Source organism: Turicimonas sp. TL08, assembly GCF_054660695.1.
Genome location: NZ_BAAGDP010000010.1, coordinates 59,590 through 77,766, shown reverse-complemented (window position 1 = coordinate 77,766; position 18,177 = coordinate 59,590). Strand labels below are relative to the sequence as shown.

The window sequence follows — 18,177 nt, the reverse complement described above, 5'->3', positions numbered from 1 at the left end:
GTTGTTAGTTGTACATACAATCGAAGAGCTTCAGAACGCTCTCAGAGGTAAGGACGGTATTGCCCTCGTTCCGACTATGGGCAATCTTCACGACGGCCATTTGGCCTTGATGGCAGAAGCAAAGAAAAATGCACCGACAGTAGTGGCCTCAATCTTTGTTAACCGTCTGCAGTTCGGTCCTAATGAAGATTTTGATACCTATCCGCGAACACTCCAAGAAGATGTGGAGAAATTAGAAAACCAAGGAGCCGTTGATATTGTTTTTGCTCCTTCTGAACAAGACATGTATCCCGAAAAACAGACTTTTATGGTCAGACCGGATCCTAATTTGTCTGAAATTTTGGAAGGATACTATCGTCCCGGATTCTTTGACGGTGTTGCAACCGTAGTGAACAAGCTCTTTTCTATCGTGCGCCCGAATGTCGCTGTCTTCGGTAAGAAGGACTATCAGCAGTTAAAGATTATTCAGAGCATGGTCAAGCAGTTCGGGATGCCATTGAAGATTATTCCGATGGAACTTCAAAGAAATCCGGAAACCGGCCTGGCTTTATCTTCCCGCAATCGCTATCTGAACGCAGAAGAGCTTAAAGAGGCAACTCATTTGTACAGAACTCTTCAGGGCGTTAAATCCTCCCTCGAAGCTGGAGCTATTGATATCACCGGCTTAGAAAACAGTGCCGTCAAAAGGCTTGAAGAAGCTGGCTGGAAGCCTGACTACATCGTAGTTGCTCGCCAGAAAGACTTGCTCACTCCGACAAGAGATGACTTGCTCAACAAAGAACCTCTGGTCATCTTGGGTGCAGCAAAAATCGGTACTACTCGTTTAATTGATAACGTAGAAGTATTCGGCAAACTCGCTTAATCTTGGTTCTTGCAAAGAGAAAACCTCGGAATGTGTAAAAGCTTCTGAGGTTTTTTTATCCAAAAGCTCGATGAGATCGGAGGTTCGGGAGATTTTTGGAAGAAATATGAGCCAAAGAAAAGGCGAACCCACGGCTCGCCTTCAAAATATTGGAGAAAGATTAATTTGTGTTTTCTTGCGGCAAAACACGCTTTAAGAAAGCTTTAGTTCTTTCTTCCTTCGGATGCATGAGAACATCTTCCGGTTTGCCTTGTTCTACGATCTTTCCTCCGTCCATGAAAATTACGCGATCGGCAACTTCACGGGCGAATGAAATTTCATGTGTAACCACAGCCATTGTCATACCGGATTTCGCAAGATCTGTCATCACTTTCAGAACTTCTCCGACAAGTTCCGGGTCAAGGGCGGATGTTGGTTCATCAAACAACATCGCCTTCGGTTCCATGGCTAAGCCTCTGGCGATAGCAACGCGCTGCTGCTGGCCGCCGGAAAGGCTTGCAGGATAGGCGTCAGCTTTTTCTGCTAGTCCTACGCGTTTCAGCATTTCATGGGCACGCTTTTCGGCTGTCGCCTTATCAACTTTGCTGACGAGTTTGGGGGCAAGAGCAACGTTTTCAAGAACGGTTTTGTGCGGCCAAAGATTGAAGCGCTGGAAAACCATTCCTAAATGTTCACGTACTTTATTAATGTCGGTTTTCGGAGAGGTAATGTCAACGTCGTTAACGTAAATATGGCCGCTCGTTGTTTCTTCTAATGCATTAATGCAGCGAAGCATCGTGGACTTTCCGGAACCCGAAGGTCCGAGAATAACGACTTTCTCTCCGGGCATGATATCCAAGTCAATACCCTTGAGAACTTGATTGTCTCCGAAATACTTATGGAGATCACGAATCTTAATTAGAGGTTTTACTTCACTCATTTAACATCATCTCCTTTACCTAAATGTTCTTCCATCTTCTTGACCAAATAGGCAAGTCCGAGAGTCATCACCCAATACATTAACGAAATAGTAATGTACGGTTCCCAGTAACGAGCAGAAGCTCCGGCAACCGTTCTGGCTGCATAAGCAAGTTCTGCCAAACCGATGGCGGAAACCAGAGAGGAGTCCTTAAGGATGGCAATGGCATTGTTACCTAACGGAGGCAGCATACGGCGGAATGCTTGAGGCAGAATGATGTGGAACATGGCCTGCCAATATGTCATACCGACTGAACGTGCTGCTTCCATTTGGCCCTTGTCTAAGGATTGGATACCGGCACGGAAAACTTCAGAAAGATAAGCACCTGCATTCAACGTAATAGCAACGATACCGGCAAGCATTGCGCCATAGGTAGAACGGATTTCTCTGGCGATATCGCCGGAGAGCAGAACCCCTTCGGTAGGATGGATAAAGAACGGCAGAATGGCAAACTGCATTAACAGGATTTGCACAAATAATGGCGTACCGCGGAAGAAACTTACATAAACAGTTACCGGCCAACGGACAAAGTACTTCAGAATTTCACGCCAAGGGGAGTGGCGGGCATTAGCCAACCTGGCCATACCTAATGCCATTCCTAAAATAACGCCCAAAACCACGCAGATAATCGTGATCTGAATGGTCATTCGGGCACCTTCCATAAATAAGGGCCAGTACTCAGTTATGACTTCATAACGAAATCCACCCACGACATTTCTCCAACAAATTCAAGTTAAAAAAAACCGATTCTCACGGAGAGAATCGGATTAAGAACTAAAGGTTACTGTGGAAGCTTAGGAGCAGCTGTACCAAACCATTTACGATAAATCTTATCGTATTCGCCGTTGGCGATAACCTTATCTAAACCGGCATTGATTTTATCAATTAATGCCTTGTTGCCTTTCTTGACGGCGATACCGAAGTATTGTTCTTTGAAAGCTGGGTCACGAGCTGCATTGAAGTGCTTGTCAGGATTGTTCAAAGAATAGAAGTTCAAAACACCGACGTCACCGATAACGGCTGCCACACCGCCTTGGTTCAATTCTTCAAGAGCCAAAGGTGTGTTGTCGAAACGACGGATTCTTGTGGAAGCTTTACCGAATTCTGTGCTGGCAGCAATGTCGCCGGCAGAACCGTTAACAACAGCTACGTTGCCTTTCTTCAAGTCGCCGAGTTTTTCAATCTTGGTGTCTTTCTGAGTAAGGATCAGCTGGTGAGCCAAGAAGTAAGGTTTAGAGAAGTCAACGGCTTCTTTTCTCTTATCGGTAATAGTGATACCGGACATGATGATGTCGCGGTCGCCTTTGTCAACAGTGGCAAAAATGCCTTCCCACGGAGTGTTGATAAACTTAACTTCAAAACCTTCGGCTTTGGCAATGGCGCGTATTAAGTCAACGTCAAATCCGACTAATTCCTTCTGAGGTGTTTCGTATTCAAACGGACGATATGTTGCTCCTGTACCAACAATATATTGTTCGGCTGCAAATGCGCCGGAGGCGGCAAAAGCTAAGACAGCGCAAGAAGCAAGCAGTGCTTTCTTTAAAAACATCAAAAATCTCCTAGGATCATGACTAAATAGTTCCACTCTCCATGATCTCACAAACCGAGGAGGAACTGAGCAAGATTCTCAGAATAACTTCGTTTTTGCGTGAAATCCCTAGGTAATATGGGAGATTAACGGAGAAAATAATCATTGTTTACGCTTTAGGAAACGTGTTGATGGAAATGCAAAATCGATACTCTCGACATGAACTTTTAAAAGAAGTTGGAGTCGAGGGAAATCAAAAAATCAGATTGTCAAGAGTTTTGGTTATCGGTGCAGGCGGTTTAGGATCTCCGGCTGCTATGTATCTTGCCAGTGCAGGTGTCGGAAAGCTCACGATTGTGGATGAAGACACCGTTGATTTAACGAATCTTCAGCGGCAAGTTATCCATAGAATGTCTACCCTCGGGCTGCCTAAAGTCCTTAGCGCGAAGGTGACTCTTCAAGAAATGAATCCGGATGTGAGAGTAGTGCCTTTAATGATTCGGCCGGGAAGGGAGCTGCTGTCAAATTTGGTTAGAGAACATGATGTTGTTCTGGACTGTACTGATAACACAGACTCTCGTTATCTTTTGAACGAAGTATGCAAAGCAGAGAAGAAACCGCTTGTGACGGCAGGGGCAGTGGCCTTTGACGGGCAGATAACCGTTCTGGATTTCCGCCAGGAAAATTCTCCCTGTTACGCCTGTCTATTTCCCAATCACGAAGGAAAAGATGAAAAGGCTTCTACAAAAGGAGTATTTGCGCCTTTAGTGGGAATACTTGGATGCATGCAGGCTGCTGAGGCCCTTAAAATTGTCGGTGAATTTGGAAAAGTGCTGACCGGCAGACTTTTGATGTTGGATGCGCGAACAATGCAGTGGCAAGAGTTCAGATACGGTCAGTCTGATGAATGTCCCTTATGCGGACATAAGGATGAATAAATGAGCGTAAAGGTTTTGTATTTTGCTTCCCTTAGAGAGCATATGCTCAGAGGACAAGACGAGATTGATCTTCCGGCCGATATCACAACGGTCGAAAGATTGAAGAATTATCTTTCTGAAAAAGATCCTCTTCTTAAAGAGGCTTTTGAAAAAATGCCTCGCTTAAGATGCTCGGTAAATCAGGAAATGGCAACCGATCGTCATCATGTTAAAGATGGAGATGAAATTGCTTTCTTCCCTCCTGTAACCGGCGGTTAATTGATTGGACTTATTTCAAGGCCTGCAATCTCCCGTATTCCAGGCCTTGAGGACGCGGGACCGACACAGCAAGCATTTTCTGCTGACAAATACTATCTTCTTACAGTAGCGCCCGAAGAAGAGGAGCTAGCGGATGTCTCAACCAAGCAATGTTCCTGCAGGCACCCAAGATTCCTTCTTGAGCAGGAAGCCTCCTAAACCTTCAAAGAAAGCCTTAGCGATGGCCGCTTTGCGGTTCTTTGTCGCTTTGTCGGCTGCTCTTTCATTGTCTTTTGTATTTCATGATGAGAAAGTCGGGGGCTTTGCCTGTTTGGCTTGTTTCATGGCGCTTTTGTCAGACGATAAGAATTCTTTATCTTCTCGTTTACTCGGACTTCTTTTGACCTTCATCTGCGTCATGTTTTCAGCATGGCTCGGTTACGTGCTCAAAGACTTACCTCACGGCAAATGGCTGATTTTAGGACTCTGTGTGTTCGGTTCAGCTTTGTTACCTTTTGTGGAGCAGTTTTGGTGGCTGTTAGGCAAGTACTCTCTAATCTTTTTATTAATTTCTCTTTTTGACTTTACTCCGACTGAAAGCGCTGTCATCGGGTACTCTGCAGGCTTTGCTCTTTCCGGTGTGGTAATAATTATTGACCATTATCTCTGGCGTGCTGACAATCTTGGACGCAGGCCAATGGACCAGCTCAAAGAGTTTATAGGAGGTACCAGAAATCCCCTCTTTTTTGCTGTTATTTCTGCAGTTATCGTGGTGTTTTCTTTGTGGTCGGCCCAACTCTTTCATTTTATGCAACCGGCATGGGTCGGTATGAGTGTTATATATTTGCTTAACACTCGAGTATCTATGGGGTTTAAGAGAAGCTATCAAAGAATTTTCGGAACTTTATTAGGCTATCTTTTAGTTGTATTCATCTTTCCTTATGCCAATCACTATGCTTTCTTGGGAATTTTGATAGTTTTGTCCGGGATGCTAATTCCTGTGTTTCTTCCCACGAATTATCTCTTTGCTAATACGGCAATAACGGCCTTTATTCTCTTTGCGCTGGATTGGCTTCTCCTCGCCTATGGAGGTGACGGCTACATGATTTCGTGGCGTCTCATTGATACTATTTACGGCGTTGTTTGTTCTCTGTTAGGGCTGTTACTTATAAAAGTGTCGTTTGCATTAAAGAATCGTGGCTGAGAATAGCTAACTTATTGACAGATAGGGTTTTTCCTATCAAACTAACAGTGAAAGATGTTAGCACGAGTATTTGAGGGGTGATGTATAATAACTATTTGCTAACATTAAAATATCCTAAAAATTTAATGCTACCGGGGAGGAATGTGGTTTAACACTCTTTTATTCCGAGAAAAACTTCATCTTTTTGCCCGCTATGTTACAACGAGGATGTCAATTTTATGGCCGCCAACAAATCAGAGACCACAGTAACCGAAACAACTCAACTTCCAGAGCAAACTAAAACTGAGACACCAGTCCAGGAAACACCAAAGGCTGAGCAGCCTGCAGCTAAACCTGCAAGAAAACCGCGTGTAAGAACTACGGCAGTCAAGAAACCAGCAGCTCCCAAGGCAGCTGCAGCAAAAACTCCTGCTGCTAGAACTCCAAGACGGGCTAGTACTAGTGCAAAGAAACCGGTTGCTGAAGCAATTCAGGAGTTGCCGGCTCCTAAGCATATTTCACTCGATGATCCTGCTCTCTATACCAACCGTGAACTCAGCTGGATTGAATTCGACAGAAAAGTTCTGGAAACTGCCATGGATCCGGCAATTCCTCTGTTGAATAGAGTGCTGTTCCTGTCAATCTTCTTTAATAACTTGGACGAGTTCTACATGGTCCGTGTTATGAACTTGCAGAAGCAGGCAAGAAGCGGAGCCGAGCCGACCGGTCCGGATAAGCTTTCTCCGGCAAAACAGCTTTCTGAAATTAGAAGAAAGGTTTTAGAAATCGTCGATCAGGCCGAAGATTTGTGGCTTGACCAGTTAAAACCCGCTCTTGCAAAGAAAGATATTGTTATTGCGAAGTATGAAGATTTAACAAAAGAACAGCAAGAAAATCTGAACCGTTACTACGACGAAGACATTTTCCCTGTTTTGACTCCGCAGGGCGTGGACGCTGGCCGTCCATTTCCGATGATTTCCAATACCAGCTTGAACTTTGTGATCGAGCTTGAAGAAATCGGCAAGGAAGGAAAAGTCCGTTACGCACGTGTCAAGTGTCCGAACAACGTTCCCCGTTTCCTCTTTGTTTCTAACAAAGATTCAACAGTTACACCAAACTTGGGAGTCACAGTCAGCGAGGGTGTTCTGATTCTTTCCGAAGATCTTATCGCTAACAGACTCGAGACTCTGTTCCCGGGCTATCGTGTAATTACTTCCGGCTTATTCAGAATTACTCGCAATACTGACGGGGAAATCGAAGAAGACGAAGCAGACGATTTGTTAGCTGCCGTCAGAGATTATGTGGAACAAAGAAGATTTGGTTCCGTCGTCCGCTTGGAAATCGAACGAGGTATGCCTCAGCGTCTCCAAGACTTCCTTGTTGACCATTTGGATTTGATTCAAGTTCAAATTTACCGTTACAGCATTCCACTTGGCTTCTCAGACTTTGGAAGACTGATGCGTATCGATCGTCCGGGTTTGAAGTATCCTGAAACTCATCCGAGAACACCGAAAGAATTCGAACCAGATAGAAACTGCTTCACGGAAATCCGCAAGAAAGATTTGATGGTCTACCATCCATACGATTCTTTTAATTGCGTTTTAGAATTCCTTCGTCAAGCAGCTTTGGATCCGAACGTCGTAGCTATTAAACAAACCCTTTATCGCTGCGGCAGTGATTCTCCTGTCGCTAAATGGCTGCTCGAAGCCCGCAGAAGAGGCAAACAAGTAACTGCTGTTGTTGAATTGAAAGCACGCTTTGACGAAGAGCAGAACATGAACTGGGCCGAAGAAATGGAACGCAACGGTGTCAACGTTGTATACGGTTTTGCCGGCCTCAAGATTCACGCAAAATTATGCTTTGTCATCAGACGTGAGCACGGATCCTTGGTTAGATACGCTCACATTGGATCCGGTAACTACAACGCTGCTTCCGCTAAGATTTATACCGACCTCGGTTTGTTTACTGCAAACAGGGCTATCTGCGACGATATTCAAGATTTGTTCAACGTAATGACCGGTTATGGCCGCGTCAAGCATTACCGTGAACTCTTGGTTTCTCCTAACACCTTGAGAGGCAAACTCGTCGAGCACATCCGCCGCGAAGTTGCCATTCATAAAAAGGAAGGTAACGGCCACATCATTATCAAATGCAACCAGTTAGTGGATGCTGAGATGATGAAGGAAATCTACGAGGCCTGCAGAGCCGGAGTGAAGGTTGAGTGTATCGTCCGCGGTATTTGCGGTTTGCGTCCGGGAATCCCCGGAGTATCCGAAACTCTCAGTGTTCGTTCCATCGTCGGACGTTTATTGGAACATGCCCGCGTGTATTACTTCCATAATGGCGGCAAGCCTGAAGTTTACTTCGGAAGTGCTGACATGATGACACGTAACTTATCAGGCCGTATCGAAGTTCTGACTCCGATCCTGGATCCTGTTCTTCGCACTAATGTGATGAAGCAGATTATTGAACCGCAGCTTAAAGACAATATCCATGCTTGGGTGTTGCTTTCCGACGGTTCTTATAAGAAGCTTTCTCCGGCTAAGGGCGAAAAGATTTACGATTCTCAGGAAGAAATCGCTAAACATCTGAACTTACAGAAAGCCTAAGCAAATAAATGAGAAGAGCCGCGATTCGCGGCTCTTCCTCTTAGTATCCTTTGATCAAAATTTAATAATTTCTGCTTGGCTGACGCTGGAAAGAAAGATCAATCGGCATGCAATAGCGCAAAGTTCTCGGAACTTTTGCAAAGAAGGGATTGTCTTTGAAAGTTGTCGAGCATGTGCCGTCCGTTAACTTTTCAGGCAACTCCATCGAGAACATGAATCTATCTTTCTCGTATTGTTCAAAGTTGGCAGAATCCTTTTCAAAACTAGTCTCGTGCACATCTCCCAGAGCATGGAGAAACTCATTGGAGTTTTTGGCAATGGCAACGTGCTGGATTTCTGCTACGCCATTTTCTTCTTTACCGAAGAACAGGAGCTCGTATCTCTTAAACGCTTGGTTTCTTTTAACTTTTCCTTTGAGATTGGTGAGCTGGTCGCTGTCCCGGGGAAGTATTAATCCGTTCAAGCGGAAAATAGTATTAATGAAGCCTGAGCAGTCCAAGCCTGAAGCCGTATTTCCTCCCCACATATATGGAGTGCCTAAAAGACTTTCCGCAGTCTTTAAAACATTGTCCATAAATTTGGTCGGATCTTCATTAATTTCTTTCGCTTTTTCAGCGGCCCATTGATGAAAGTCCTGAATTCCTTCTTTGTTCACCGTTCCCATCATCCCGGAGGGGAGAGCAACAGTAACGGTGTTTTTACTTTCTGATATTCTCTTCAGGATAGAGCCGGCAGGGAGGAACATCTTCTTAGCGTTATTGACCCCGTTGAGCTCAAGATGCAGATTAGTAACAATGACTAGGTCCGAACTATTCCATTTGCTCAGTCCGCTAGTGCTCAAAGATTTAAATTGTTTTTTGTGAAGCCAGCCCATATAGCCGTCCGGGGTCTGAACTTGTACCCAAGCACCGCGGGACTGGATCTTTCTAATAGGTGTACCTAATACGGCTTGAGTAACCAAAGCCGAAGCAAATTTGGGTTGAGCGTGCATCGAAGCAACAGGCACATTTATTAAACCCCAGCTCTTTTCAATAATTTCATCTTCTACAGGGAGAATGACAACCTGATCGATGAAATTAATATTTTTTTGAAGGAGTTCGTCGAGGATGCTCCTCAAAACTCCTTCGGCTGATGTTTTTCCGTTTAAGACTAGTTTTCCGTTAACACAGGCAGGAATTATTTCAACGACTTCGGTTCGGCGATCAAAGTTTGTTTTGATAACTAAATCACGAGCAACTGCCAGTTGGTTTTCGCAAGAAGACGTAGCTGAAAAGGCGGGAGAGGCGCAAAGAGAACTTCCTATCAATACGCTAAAAATAATGGTGCCTAACCTACTCTTAAAATTCATTTGTGGTACCGAAAAGCCTTATACCAAGTGTCGAAAAGTTTAAAGATAATTTGTAACAGGATATTGTACAGAATTCTATGGAAGTTTCTGTTATCGCTTGAATGAAAACAAAATAAGCGCGTAACAGTAACAGATTTTGGTTACAGTTGAAAGTAATTTTTACGAAAGTGGAGAAAATAATTTGTAAACGTCAAGAGCGTCAATGGTCAAATCGGGGCGCTAATTTGCGTACGAAATATCGGAAAAGATAATTTAAAGAAGAAATAGAAAAGGGACTCGGGTTTTCCGAATCCCTTCTCAAGACGAAATCTTTGGTGCCCACGACTGGACTCGAACCAGCACGCCCGTGAAGGCGCCAGCACCTGAAGCTGGTGCGTCTACCAATTTCGCCACATGGGCACGAACCCAAGATTTTACACAAACAAATCCGGTTGTCAAATATGAGTCCGTAAGATAATTTTGGTGCTGGTGCCCGTAAGATGATGCTGGTTCGAGTCCAGTCGTGGGCACCAAACCCTTTGAACTGGAATTTAAGGCTCCGTGGGAGACTTTCTCCAGTCTGAGCGGTTTTTAGATGTCTCCTCGATTTATAGAAGTTACAATTTTCAAATCATATAAATTTGCTTGAAGAGGAACCCAAAATTACTTCGAGAAAAAAATCTAAAGAAACAAGATGGGAAGAAGACTTCGAACCGATTTCTACTATTGGTGAAGCCAAAGAGAGTTTTTTGAATTACCTTTGCTCCTGCCAAGGTGAAATAGGAATGTCGATCCTCATAACTCGCCTGATTAAAAAATTCGGCGTGAGCGCATCATTTGTTAAAGACGTCCTTGAGCAGCTCGTTAAAGACGGACAGATTAAACGTGACCACATTAATAAGATTAGCTACATCGGAGACAAAAAAATCTATACCGGCGTGGTCCAGGCTCATAAGAATGGCTTTGGTTTTTTAATTTGCGACGAGGATGTGCCGGATCTCTTCATCCCTGATGAAGAAATGGAAAAACTGCTTCCTGACGACAGAGTTGAAGCCACATGCGTTGGTTTCGACTATAAAGATAAGATGATCGCCTCCGTGCATAAGGTAGTCTCAAGAAAACTCAAGACTATCGTTGGAGTGTACGAACCCGTGAAAGGCAGGAAGATTGTTAAGCCCGAAGATCCGCGAATTCAGCAGGATTTTATTATTGACGGAGACACCCAGAATGCTACTCCGGGGGATGTCGTTGAAATTGAACTGAAAGATGCCGGTTTCTTGTCCTTGCGCCCTCATGCGACGATGAAGGAAGTCATTGGGAAACCGGAAGACAAAGGCATGGAAATCGAGATTGCCGTTAGAAAGTTCGGTGTTCCGCATAAATTTTCCGAAGCAACTCTTGAGGCCGTCAAAAAGTTTTCAGATCACGTCACAAAAACTGATTTGAGAAACCGGGTTGATTTAAGAGACATTCCGTTTGTGACAATTGACGGTCCTGATGCAAAAGACTTCGATGATGCGGTTTATTGCGAACCTATAGGAAAAGACGGAAGCTACCGCTTGCTCGTTGCTATTGCTGACGTCTCACATTATGTAAAACCAGGCTCTGCGATTGATAAAGACGCACAGGAACGAACGACAAGTGTGTACTTTCCAACGAAAGTTATTCCTATGCTTCCTGAGGAGCTCTCTAATGGGCTGTGTTCTTTAAATCCGAATGTAGATCGGTGTACTTTGGTGTGCGATGCCGTTCTTAGCCGTAAGGGAGAAGTAATTGCCTATCAGTTCTACCCGGCAGTCATTTGTTCGGCCGCTCGATTAATTTACGACAATGTTTGGCTTGCTTTGCAAGATCCGAATGGTCCGGCAGCCCTTGCGATGAAGGATGTATATCCTCATGTAAAAGATCTTTATGACCTCTTCAAAATTTTGTTGACTTCTCGGGAGTACCGAGGAGCGATGGACTTTGAAACTGTCGAGACCTACATCGTTGCCGATGCTCAGGGAAAGATTGAGAAAATTCTTCCAAGGGAGAGAAACGATGCACATCGCTTGATTGAAGAGATGATGCTGGTGGCAAATACGTGCGCTGCAGATCTTTTGCAGTTAAATAAAGCTCCATGCCTTTACAGAGTTCATGAACCGCCCAGCGAAGACAGGTTGGAGAAGGTCAGAGCCAGCCTTGCGCCTTTCGGATTGGTTTTGGAAGGAGGAGACAAGCCGACACCTGCAGATTACTGCAAAGTTCTGGACAAGATTAAAGACAGACCGGATAAGGTTCCTCTTCAGATGCTGCTTTTGAGATCCATGCAGCAGGCGGTTTACAGTCCTCATAACCTTGGACACTTCGGATTGGCCTATCAGGCATACACTCACTTTACTTCTCCGATCAGACGTTATCCGGATTTGTTGGTCCATAGAGCTATCAGAGGAATTTTGGCTGGTAAACATTACGTTCCGAAACTGTTGGTTGAGCCCGATCTGTCTGAAACAACCCTCCAGCTTAGAAAGACGGAGGCTGAATCTGAAGAAGGTGCGAAGAAGATCCCTCACATTGAAACCTGGGAAAAACTTGGTTTGTTGTGCTCTGAATACGAAAGAAGGGCAGATGAAGCCAGCTACGACGTCATGGCCTGGTTAAAGTGCTACTACATGAGGGACTTTATCGGACAGACGTTCAGCGGAGTGGTGACCGGAGTAGCTCCGTTTGCAATCTTTGTTACTTTGAACGACTACTATGTAGAAGGTTCCATCCACGTTGCTGAGCTCGGCGCCGATTACTTTGTCTATGACGAAAAACTGAATCAACTGAAAGGCTCCTACTCAGGCAAGGTCTATAAATTAGGCACACCTGTTAGAGTTAAACTAATGCGTTGTGACTTAGAGAACCGCAGAATAGAATTTATTCCGGTTGAGGATGCTCCTGCCAAGAAGGCAGCTAAAGCATCTTCTGCTAAGTCTAGATCCAGAGCATCTAAAGAAAAAACAAAAGCCGAGCCTGCAAAAGAAGAAAAGGCGCCGAAAAGGACTTCGGCGCGCTCCAAAAGAGCTTCGGCTGCGAAAACCAAATAAGAAGGCAGATTTGAAGAATGGCAAAAAATAATACTGTGCTGACCGGCTTTCATGCAGTCAGCGCAAGATTGAAAAAAGATCCTTCAACTATTGAAGCTGTTTACGCCGATCCTAATCGTCGTGATGCACGCATGAAGCAGATTCTTGAGCAACTGGCAAAAGCCGGTGTTCGAGTCATGAAGGCCGATCATCAAAGATTGGAAGGATTGTCAGGAGGCATTCCTCATCAAGGATTGGTGGCTTTAGCAAAGCCTATCGAAAGCGCAATGAGCTTTGATGATCTGATGGACGCAATTAATCCGAAAACTCTTTTGCTGATCCTTGACGGTGTTACCGATCCGAGAAATCTGGGCGCGTGTTTAAGAGTTGCGGATGCAGCCGGTGTTCAGGCTGTCGTTGTGCCTAAAGATAGATCTGCAGATTTGACTCCGGCTGCTATCAAAGCAAGTGCCGGGGCATCGGAAAGCATTCCTCTCGTCAGAGTGACCAACCTTGCCGCCAGTATTCTTGAATTAAAGGATGCCGGTGTTGAAGTAGTTGGTACGGCCGGGGAAGCAACCAAAACAATTTTTGAATTTAATCAGACAGGTCCGTTCGCATGGGTTCTCGGAGCCGAAGGCGACGGATTGCGTCAGCTGACCAGAAAACGCTGTTCTGACCTTGCCAGTATTCCGATGTTCGGCAGTGTGGAAAGTTTGAACGTTTCCGTTGCTGCCGGAATCTGTCTTTATGAGACGGTTCGTCAAAGAACTGCTTAATTTATTTACAAAACCGCGGACTTCAACTTTTTTATTTAAGTGTAAAAAGGTGTAGAATTTCGCGTTTTCGAAGTCCTTGTCACACCGGAAGACGCTCCGGGCGACTAAAAACCATAAGGAGGCTAAATGCGTCATTACGAGATTTGTTTCATCGTTCACCCGGATCAAAGCGAACAAGTTCCGGCAATGATTGAACGTCATAAGACTTTCGTGGAAAGCCACGGAGGTAAAGTACACCGCGTTGAAGATTGGGGCCGTCGTCAGTTGGCTTACCCGATCGAAAAGCTTGTTAAAGCTCACTATGTTCTTATGAACATCGAATGCGGTCCAGAAGTCCTTGATGAAATCGAAAATGGTTTCCGTTTTAACGACGCCGTTCTTCGTCACCTCACTGTCAAGATGAAGAAAGCTGAAACAGAACCTTCTCCAATGATGAAGGCTGTTGAAAAAGAAGAGGCTCGCAAAGCCGCTGCTGCTGAAGCTGCTAAGAAGGCAGAAGAACCAGCTGCTGCTGAACCTGCAGAAAAAGCTGAAGAACCACAGGCCTAATTCTGAGGTTCTAGGTGAACGGCTTCCAACTGTCAGCTCAGTTAATCAGCCGAGAGGCTTTGAGATACACCTTGGCCGGTGTTGCGGTCTGTGAATGCGGATTTCAGCATACCGGTGTGACTCAAGAAGCTGACAGCGATAGAAAGAACAACTTCAAATTTACCGCAGTTGCACTGGGCAAGATTGGAGAGGTTCTCAGTAAAGAAGAGCTTGGTTCTCAGTTAATTCTTCGAGGATTCATCGCTACTTCTTCAGTACGTTCATCTAAGCTAGTTCTACACATTACGGAATACGATAAAGGAGTTTAATCATGGCTTTTGGCGCCAAAGGAAAGGGTAAACCTCGTAACCCTAATCAGCAGAATGCGCTCTTCAAACGCAAAAAATTCTGCCGCTTCACAGTTGATCATGTTGAACAGATCGACTACAAAGATATCGACACACTTCGTGACTTCATCCAAGAAAACGGCAAGATTATGCCTGCACGTTTGACTGGTACTAAGGCACGTTATCAACGTCAGCTTGATACAGCAATTAAGCGCGCTCGCTTCCTTGCTCTTCTTGCTTACACTGACAACCAGTAATCGGAGGAAAAGAGATGCAAGTTATTCTTCTTGAAACAATTCCTCATGTTGGTCAGCTTGGCGACGTCGTCAAAGTTAAAGATGGTTTTGCCCGCAACTACTTGATTCCTACAAAGAAAGCCAAACGTGCTACACAGGCTGCTTTGGACGAATTCAATGCAAAGCGTGCTGAGCTCGAACGCGCTCAGGCAGAACGTCTTGCTAAGGCTGAAGAATTGAAAGAAAAGATCAACGGTATCGTTCTTACTATCGCTTCTAAGGCTGGTGTTGACGGACGTTTGTTCGGTTCTGTTACTAATATGGATGTTGCTGAAGCTCTTGATAAGCTCGGCTACGAAATCCACAAGAGCCAGGTTCGCACTCCATTGGGCGCAATCAAGGCTATTGGCGAATACACACTCCAGATCGACCTTCACCACGACATCATCGCTGATGTAGTAGTTAAGGTTGTTGCTGAAGCTTAATCTGCAGTCAATTTAATTTTGACTTACGGCCTCTCGGTTTACGCTGAGAGGTCTTTTTTAATAACTCTATCTCTGAGAACCGAGAGATATTTCTTTTTCGCTATATTTTGTGTGACCAAAATAGTTAGCGGCCAACGGATAATAAACACCCATTGGGTGAAAGTTTCAACTTGCTGAATATATATCTTTAATTTCAAAAATTTCTGTACAAAGAATTTTACTCAGCAGCTTTTCCTTTCTTCAGTTCTGAACTCTAGGCCTCGATTTGAGGATCGATAGTATTCTTCTTTTCGATTTCTTCCTTATCCTTTTCTCGTTACAACATTACACGAACAAGGATGCAAGAAATTATTACGAATTCGGTGCCGGGATTTGTGGGAAATTCTGTTCTGAAGGCTTTTTCTTGGAAATTGCCCAGCGGAAGGAAAGGTGAATCATGAATTCGAAACTTAGCCAGCTGGAAAAGAACATAAAGCGTTCTTTGTGGCGTCATTCTCATGAGCAGATTTCTAAGTTCCATGATCCGTCTTTCATTCTTAAAGCGATCAGAATAAGCTGCATTGCCATAACTATTTTTTTCTGTATCGGAGCGCTTGTCGGGATAGCATCGTTATACGGCTTGAACACTACCGCCAAGGATGTGAACCGAATTCTCATTTGCCTTCACATATGTTTGGCTTGGTTCAGCTTCATTGTTGTTCTGGCTCTTATTTTCGATTTTAAAAAGTACTTTATAAAAAGCGGGTGGCTGAGAATTGCAGTCAATATTTTGGTCCTTGTGTGCTTAATTGCTTTTTTGAGTCCTGACAGTAAGAATCATATTCTCGACTATCTGCAAAGCGAAGATTTTTTAACCTTTACGCTCATCAGCTATTCCATCATTTTTTTAAGCGCCAAGTGCCTGGAGTTAGCTGACAGAAAGAAGACCAATCCTTCTTTGCTTTTAGCAAGCAGTTTCTTATTTGTAATACTGATTGGTTCATTCTTGTTCATGCTGCCTAAAAGCACAACTATTCCTATCAGCTATACCGACGCATTTTTTATTGCAACGAGTGCCGTCTGTGTTACCGGGCTTTCTCCGCTTGATATCTCAACCATGTTCACACCGTTCGGATGGTTGATTCTTTCAATTCTGATTCAGGTAGGCGGGTTAGGGCTTATTGCGTTTACCAGCGTATTCTCTATTTTCTATTCCGGCTCAGCTTCTATCTATAACCAACTGCTGATAAGAGACGCTATTTATTCAAAATCCATGGATGCCGTTCTGCCGACTGTGCTGTATATGCTTGGATTTACCTTAGTGATAGAAAGCCTTGGAGCATTTGCAATTTACATGTCGGTGCCTCCCGAACTTTTTGCATCCCCGCACGATCGATTGATTTTTTCGATCTTTCATTCCATGTCCGCTTTCTGCAATGCGGGATTTTCCACCATCAAAGATGGCCTAAGCAACCAAGCTCTAATGTTGGGCTCTCAGAGCTTTTATTTAGAGATTTCTTTTCTGATGTTTTTAGGTTCTATAGGTTTCCCGATTTTGATTAACTATAAAGACAAGCTTGTTGGAAAAATTAAAGGAACTATCTGGAAAGACAAAAGATTCGAATCAAAGGTTAGAGTAGATTTGAATACCAGACTCGTATTGATTACGTCATTGGTATTAGTAGCGCTGGGAACAATTTTCTTTTTTATTTTTGAATATAACGGTACTTTAAAAGGAATGGATTTTTCTACAAAAGTCATCCAATCTTTGTTCAATGCCATTTTGCCGAGAACCACAGGATTTGCTTCCGTCAATCCTGCCGAATTTGCCGTTCCGACCGTTTTGATGGTTTGCCTTTTAATGTGGGTGGGCGGCTCATCCCAGTCAATGGCCGGCGGCGTCAAAGTAAATACGTTAGCGGTTATTTTGCTGAGTCTGAAGGCAACGATTACAGGTCATAAAGAACCTTCCGCCTTTAATCGCACAATTTCCGCTTCCGCTGTAAACAGAGCCTACAGCGTGGCTGTTATTTCGACTTTATTGGTTTTTTTCTTTACTTTTGTACTTCTGTTTTTAGAACCGCAGATGAGTTTTAAAGACATTATTTTTGAAGTGATGTCGGCATTGTTTACAGTAGGTTCATCAATGGGAATTACTGCTGAACTGTCTTCTGCTTCTAAATACACCCTTTGTATGGCCATGTTCTTAGGCCGTGTCGGATTACTGTCAATTCTTATGGGATTTTTAGGAGCACAAAAAGAAATAGACAGCACGTATCCGACAGAAAACGTCATTATTAACTAAGGAGAAGGTTATGCGTTATTTAGTAATTGGCTTGGGAACTTATGGGAGGAATCTCGCCATAAATCTGACTCTCTTGGGGAATGAAGTTATTGGCGTGGATAACAAACAAAATAATCTGGAGGCAGTTAAAGACAAATTGAGTTCCGTCTACATGATGGACTGCTCGGAGAAGAGCTCCTTGAATATGCTTCCGTTGAAGAATATCGATATAGCTATTGTAGCGATCGGAGAGGATTTCCGTTCAAGTCTGCGGGCGGTCGCTCTTTTGAAAGAGGGCGGGGTCAAGAGAATCTTTGCTCGCGCTATTGATGACCTCCATCAATCTATTTTGGAGGCTTTTTCTATAGACAGGATTCTGACGCCTGAAAAACGGGCGGCCGAAGATTTATCAAACGAGCTGAATTTTCATTCACAGGTAACTTCTCTTAGCGTTACGCCGGAGTATTTGGTCTCTAAGCTGGAAGTTCCCAAGAAATTTGTCGGGTTCCCGTATAGAAATTTCAATCTTGCCAGATTCGGTCTTATTCTGATTTCTGCCACTAGGAAAAAGGTATCAAAGAACCTCTTAGGTTTGGTGACGGAAGAAGAGATTTTGCTCGATATTGAGCGAAAAGCTCAGGAAGAGACGGCAGAAGTCGGTGACTGTATTGTAGTAGTAGGGACAAAAGACAACTTCATCGATTTTGCTAAAAAGGTAGCCGATGAGACGACTGTATTCTCTGTCTAAGAGCCTGTAAGCTTCCGTGTTCAGGGAGCCTTTCTCAACGCTCTCTAGTAACTCAAATTGATTCAGCGAGAAAAAGACATTTTCGTTGAATTAAACTTT

The 18,177-nt window shown here is 44.1% G+C and carries 17 protein-coding genes and 1 tRNA gene; 13 read left to right on the top strand and 5 right to left on the bottom strand.

All coding sequences use genetic code 11. The annotated features are described in order from the left end of the window. The first annotated feature begins 1 nt into the window (after nucleotide 1). Entirely contained in the window at nucleotides 2–862 is an 861-nt protein-coding gene (gene panC, locus ACYQ4O_RS06760; RefSeq protein ID WP_460175151.1) for a pantoate--beta-alanine ligase, read from the top strand. Nucleotides 863–1,022: 160 nt separating this feature from the next. Here panC and ACYQ4O_RS06755 read toward each other — a convergent pair whose 3' ends face one another. From ACYQ4O_RS06755 to ACYQ4O_RS06745, 3 genes are all read right to left on the bottom strand, one after another. Further along, nucleotides 1,023–1,781 carry an amino acid ABC transporter ATP-binding protein gene (locus ACYQ4O_RS06755; protein ID WP_277030355.1) on the bottom strand — a complete coding sequence of 253 codons (759 nt, stop codon included), beginning with the start codon at nucleotides 1,779–1,781 and terminating at the stop codon, nucleotides 1,023–1,025. Then, nucleotides 1,778–2,482, bottom strand: a complete 705-nt coding sequence (locus tag ACYQ4O_RS06750) for an amino acid ABC transporter permease (protein ID WP_308514199.1) — start codon at nucleotides 2,480–2,482, stop codon at nucleotides 1,778–1,780. The genes ACYQ4O_RS06755 and ACYQ4O_RS06750 overlap by 4 nt, the downstream gene beginning before the upstream one ends. A 119-nt stretch (nucleotides 2,483–2,601) precedes the next feature. Continuing rightward, nucleotides 2,602–3,369: a basic amino acid ABC transporter substrate-binding protein gene (locus ACYQ4O_RS06745; RefSeq protein WP_460175150.1), complete on the bottom strand. Its 768-nt coding sequence runs from the start codon at nucleotides 3,367–3,369 to the stop codon at nucleotides 2,602–2,604. 170 nt (nucleotides 3,370–3,539) lie between these two features. Between ACYQ4O_RS06745 and ACYQ4O_RS06740 the strand changes: the two genes are divergently transcribed. From ACYQ4O_RS06740 to ppk1, 4 genes are all read left to right on the top strand, one after another. Next, on the top strand, nucleotides 3,540–4,286 hold the full coding sequence (locus tag ACYQ4O_RS06740; RefSeq protein WP_460175149.1) for a HesA/MoeB/ThiF family protein: 747 nt from the start codon (nucleotides 3,540–3,542) through the stop codon (nucleotides 4,284–4,286). Continuing rightward, on the top strand, nucleotides 4,287–4,544 hold the full coding sequence (gene moaD / locus ACYQ4O_RS06735) for a molybdopterin converting factor subunit 1 (RefSeq protein WP_460175148.1): 258 nt from the start codon (nucleotides 4,287–4,289) through the stop codon (nucleotides 4,542–4,544). Between the two features lie 133 nt (nucleotides 4,545–4,677). Continuing rightward, the gene (locus ACYQ4O_RS06730) at nucleotides 4,678–5,727 is read left to right on the top strand and encodes an FUSC family protein (RefSeq protein ID WP_460175147.1); all 1,050 of its coding nucleotides are present in this window, start codon (nucleotides 4,678–4,680) and stop codon (nucleotides 5,725–5,727) included. A 218-nt stretch (nucleotides 5,728–5,945) separates the two neighbouring features. Beyond that, on the top strand, nucleotides 5,946–8,315 hold the full coding sequence (ppk1, locus tag ACYQ4O_RS06725; RefSeq protein WP_308514193.1) for a polyphosphate kinase 1: 2,370 nt from the start codon (nucleotides 5,946–5,948) through the stop codon (nucleotides 8,313–8,315). Nucleotides 8,316–8,376: 61 nt separating this feature from the next. Here the strand turns inward: ppk1 and ACYQ4O_RS06720 are convergent, their stop codons facing one another. Together ACYQ4O_RS06720 and ACYQ4O_RS06715 are read right to left on the bottom strand one after the other, a co-directional pair. After that, the gene (locus tag ACYQ4O_RS06720) at nucleotides 8,377–9,663 is read right to left on the bottom strand and encodes a C40 family peptidase (RefSeq protein WP_460175146.1); all 1,287 of its coding nucleotides are present in this window, start codon (nucleotides 9,661–9,663) and stop codon (nucleotides 8,377–8,379) included. 312 nt (nucleotides 9,664–9,975) lie between these two features. Further along, nucleotides 9,976–10,062, bottom strand: a tRNA-Leu gene (locus ACYQ4O_RS06715). 221 nt (nucleotides 10,063–10,283) lie between these two features. On the opposite strand from ACYQ4O_RS06715, the gene rnr reads away from it, so the two are divergent. The 8 genes from rnr (at nucleotide 10,284) to ACYQ4O_RS06675 (ending at nucleotide 18,078) form a co-directional block, all read left to right on the top strand. Further along, nucleotides 10,284–12,713, top strand: a complete 2,430-nt coding sequence (rnr, locus tag ACYQ4O_RS06710) for a ribonuclease R (RefSeq protein WP_460175145.1) — start codon at nucleotides 10,284–10,286, stop codon at nucleotides 12,711–12,713. A 17-nt stretch (nucleotides 12,714–12,730) separates the two neighbouring features. Continuing rightward, entirely contained in the window at nucleotides 12,731–13,471 is a 741-nt protein-coding gene (gene rlmB, locus ACYQ4O_RS06705) for a 23S rRNA (guanosine(2251)-2'-O)-methyltransferase RlmB (RefSeq protein WP_460175144.1), read from the top strand. Between the two features lie 126 nt (nucleotides 13,472–13,597). After that, a complete protein-coding gene (gene rpsF / locus ACYQ4O_RS06700) occupies nucleotides 13,598–14,020 on the top strand; it encodes a 30S ribosomal protein S6 (protein WP_277030713.1) in 423 nt (140 codons plus the stop codon). A 14-nt stretch (nucleotides 14,021–14,034) separates the two neighbouring features. Continuing rightward, the gene (locus ACYQ4O_RS06695) at nucleotides 14,035–14,328 is read left to right on the top strand and encodes a primosomal replication protein N (RefSeq protein ID WP_066593628.1); all 294 of its coding nucleotides are present in this window, start codon (nucleotides 14,035–14,037) and stop codon (nucleotides 14,326–14,328) included. 2 nt (nucleotides 14,329–14,330) lie between these two features. Then, the gene (gene rpsR, locus ACYQ4O_RS06690) at nucleotides 14,331–14,603 is read left to right on the top strand and encodes a 30S ribosomal protein S18 (RefSeq protein WP_066593626.1); all 273 of its coding nucleotides are present in this window, start codon (nucleotides 14,331–14,333) and stop codon (nucleotides 14,601–14,603) included. A gap of 14 nt (nucleotides 14,604–14,617) precedes the next feature. Beyond that, nucleotides 14,618–15,067 carry a 50S ribosomal protein L9 gene (gene rplI / locus ACYQ4O_RS06685; RefSeq protein ID WP_308514190.1) on the top strand — a complete coding sequence of 150 codons (450 nt, stop codon included), beginning with the start codon at nucleotides 14,618–14,620 and terminating at the stop codon, nucleotides 15,065–15,067. A 436-nt stretch (nucleotides 15,068–15,503) separates the two neighbouring features. Next, complete coding sequence (locus ACYQ4O_RS06680) at nucleotides 15,504–17,351, top strand: TrkH family potassium uptake protein (RefSeq protein ID WP_460175143.1); 1,848 nt, start codon at nucleotides 15,504–15,506, stop codon at nucleotides 17,349–17,351. Nucleotides 17,352–17,361: 10 nt separating this feature from the next. Continuing rightward, nucleotides 17,362–18,078 carry a potassium channel family protein gene (locus tag ACYQ4O_RS06675; protein WP_308514188.1) on the top strand — a complete coding sequence of 239 codons (717 nt, stop codon included), beginning with the start codon at nucleotides 17,362–17,364 and terminating at the stop codon, nucleotides 18,076–18,078. The last annotated feature ends 99 nt before the right edge of the window (nucleotides 18,079–18,177 follow it).

Excerpts from the sequence above, each read along its gene's own strand:
- moaD (WP_460175148.1), top strand. The coding sequence starts at position 4,287 with ATGAGCGTAAAGGTTTTGTATTTTGCTTCCCTTAGAGAGCATATGCTC.
- ACYQ4O_RS06675 (WP_308514188.1), top strand. The coding sequence starts at position 17,362 with ATGCGTTATTTAGTAATTGGCTTGGGAACTTATGGGAGGAATCTCGCC.
- ACYQ4O_RS06750 (WP_308514199.1), bottom strand. The coding sequence starts at position 2,482 with ATGGAAGGTGCCCGAATGACCATTCAGATCACGATTATCTGCGTGGTT.
- ACYQ4O_RS06730 (WP_460175147.1), top strand. The coding sequence starts at position 4,678 with ATGTCTCAACCAAGCAATGTTCCTGCAGGCACCCAAGATTCCTTCTTG.
- ACYQ4O_RS06720 (WP_460175146.1), bottom strand. The coding sequence starts at position 9,663 with ATGAATTTTAAGAGTAGGTTAGGCACCATTATTTTTAGCGTATTGATA.
- rpsF (WP_277030713.1), top strand. The coding sequence starts at position 13,598 with ATGCGTCATTACGAGATTTGTTTCATCGTTCACCCGGATCAAAGCGAA.
- ACYQ4O_RS06755 (WP_277030355.1), bottom strand. The coding sequence starts at position 1,781 with ATGAGTGAAGTAAAACCTCTAATTAAGATTCGTGATCTCCATAAGTAT.
- ppk1 (WP_308514193.1), top strand. The coding sequence starts at position 5,946 with ATGGCCGCCAACAAATCAGAGACCACAGTAACCGAAACAACTCAACTT.
- rlmB (WP_460175144.1), top strand. The coding sequence starts at position 12,731 with ATGGCAAAAAATAATACTGTGCTGACCGGCTTTCATGCAGTCAGCGCA.
- ACYQ4O_RS06745 (WP_460175150.1), bottom strand. The coding sequence starts at position 3,369 with ATGTTTTTAAAGAAAGCACTGCTTGCTTCTTGCGCTGTCTTAGCTTTT.
- ACYQ4O_RS06680 (WP_460175143.1), top strand. The coding sequence starts at position 15,504 with ATGAATTCGAAACTTAGCCAGCTGGAAAAGAACATAAAGCGTTCTTTG.
- rplI (WP_308514190.1), top strand. The coding sequence starts at position 14,618 with ATGCAAGTTATTCTTCTTGAAACAATTCCTCATGTTGGTCAGCTTGGC.
- rpsR (WP_066593626.1), top strand. The coding sequence starts at position 14,331 with ATGGCTTTTGGCGCCAAAGGAAAGGGTAAACCTCGTAACCCTAATCAG.
- ACYQ4O_RS06740 (WP_460175149.1), top strand. The coding sequence starts at position 3,540 with ATGGAAATGCAAAATCGATACTCTCGACATGAACTTTTAAAAGAAGTT.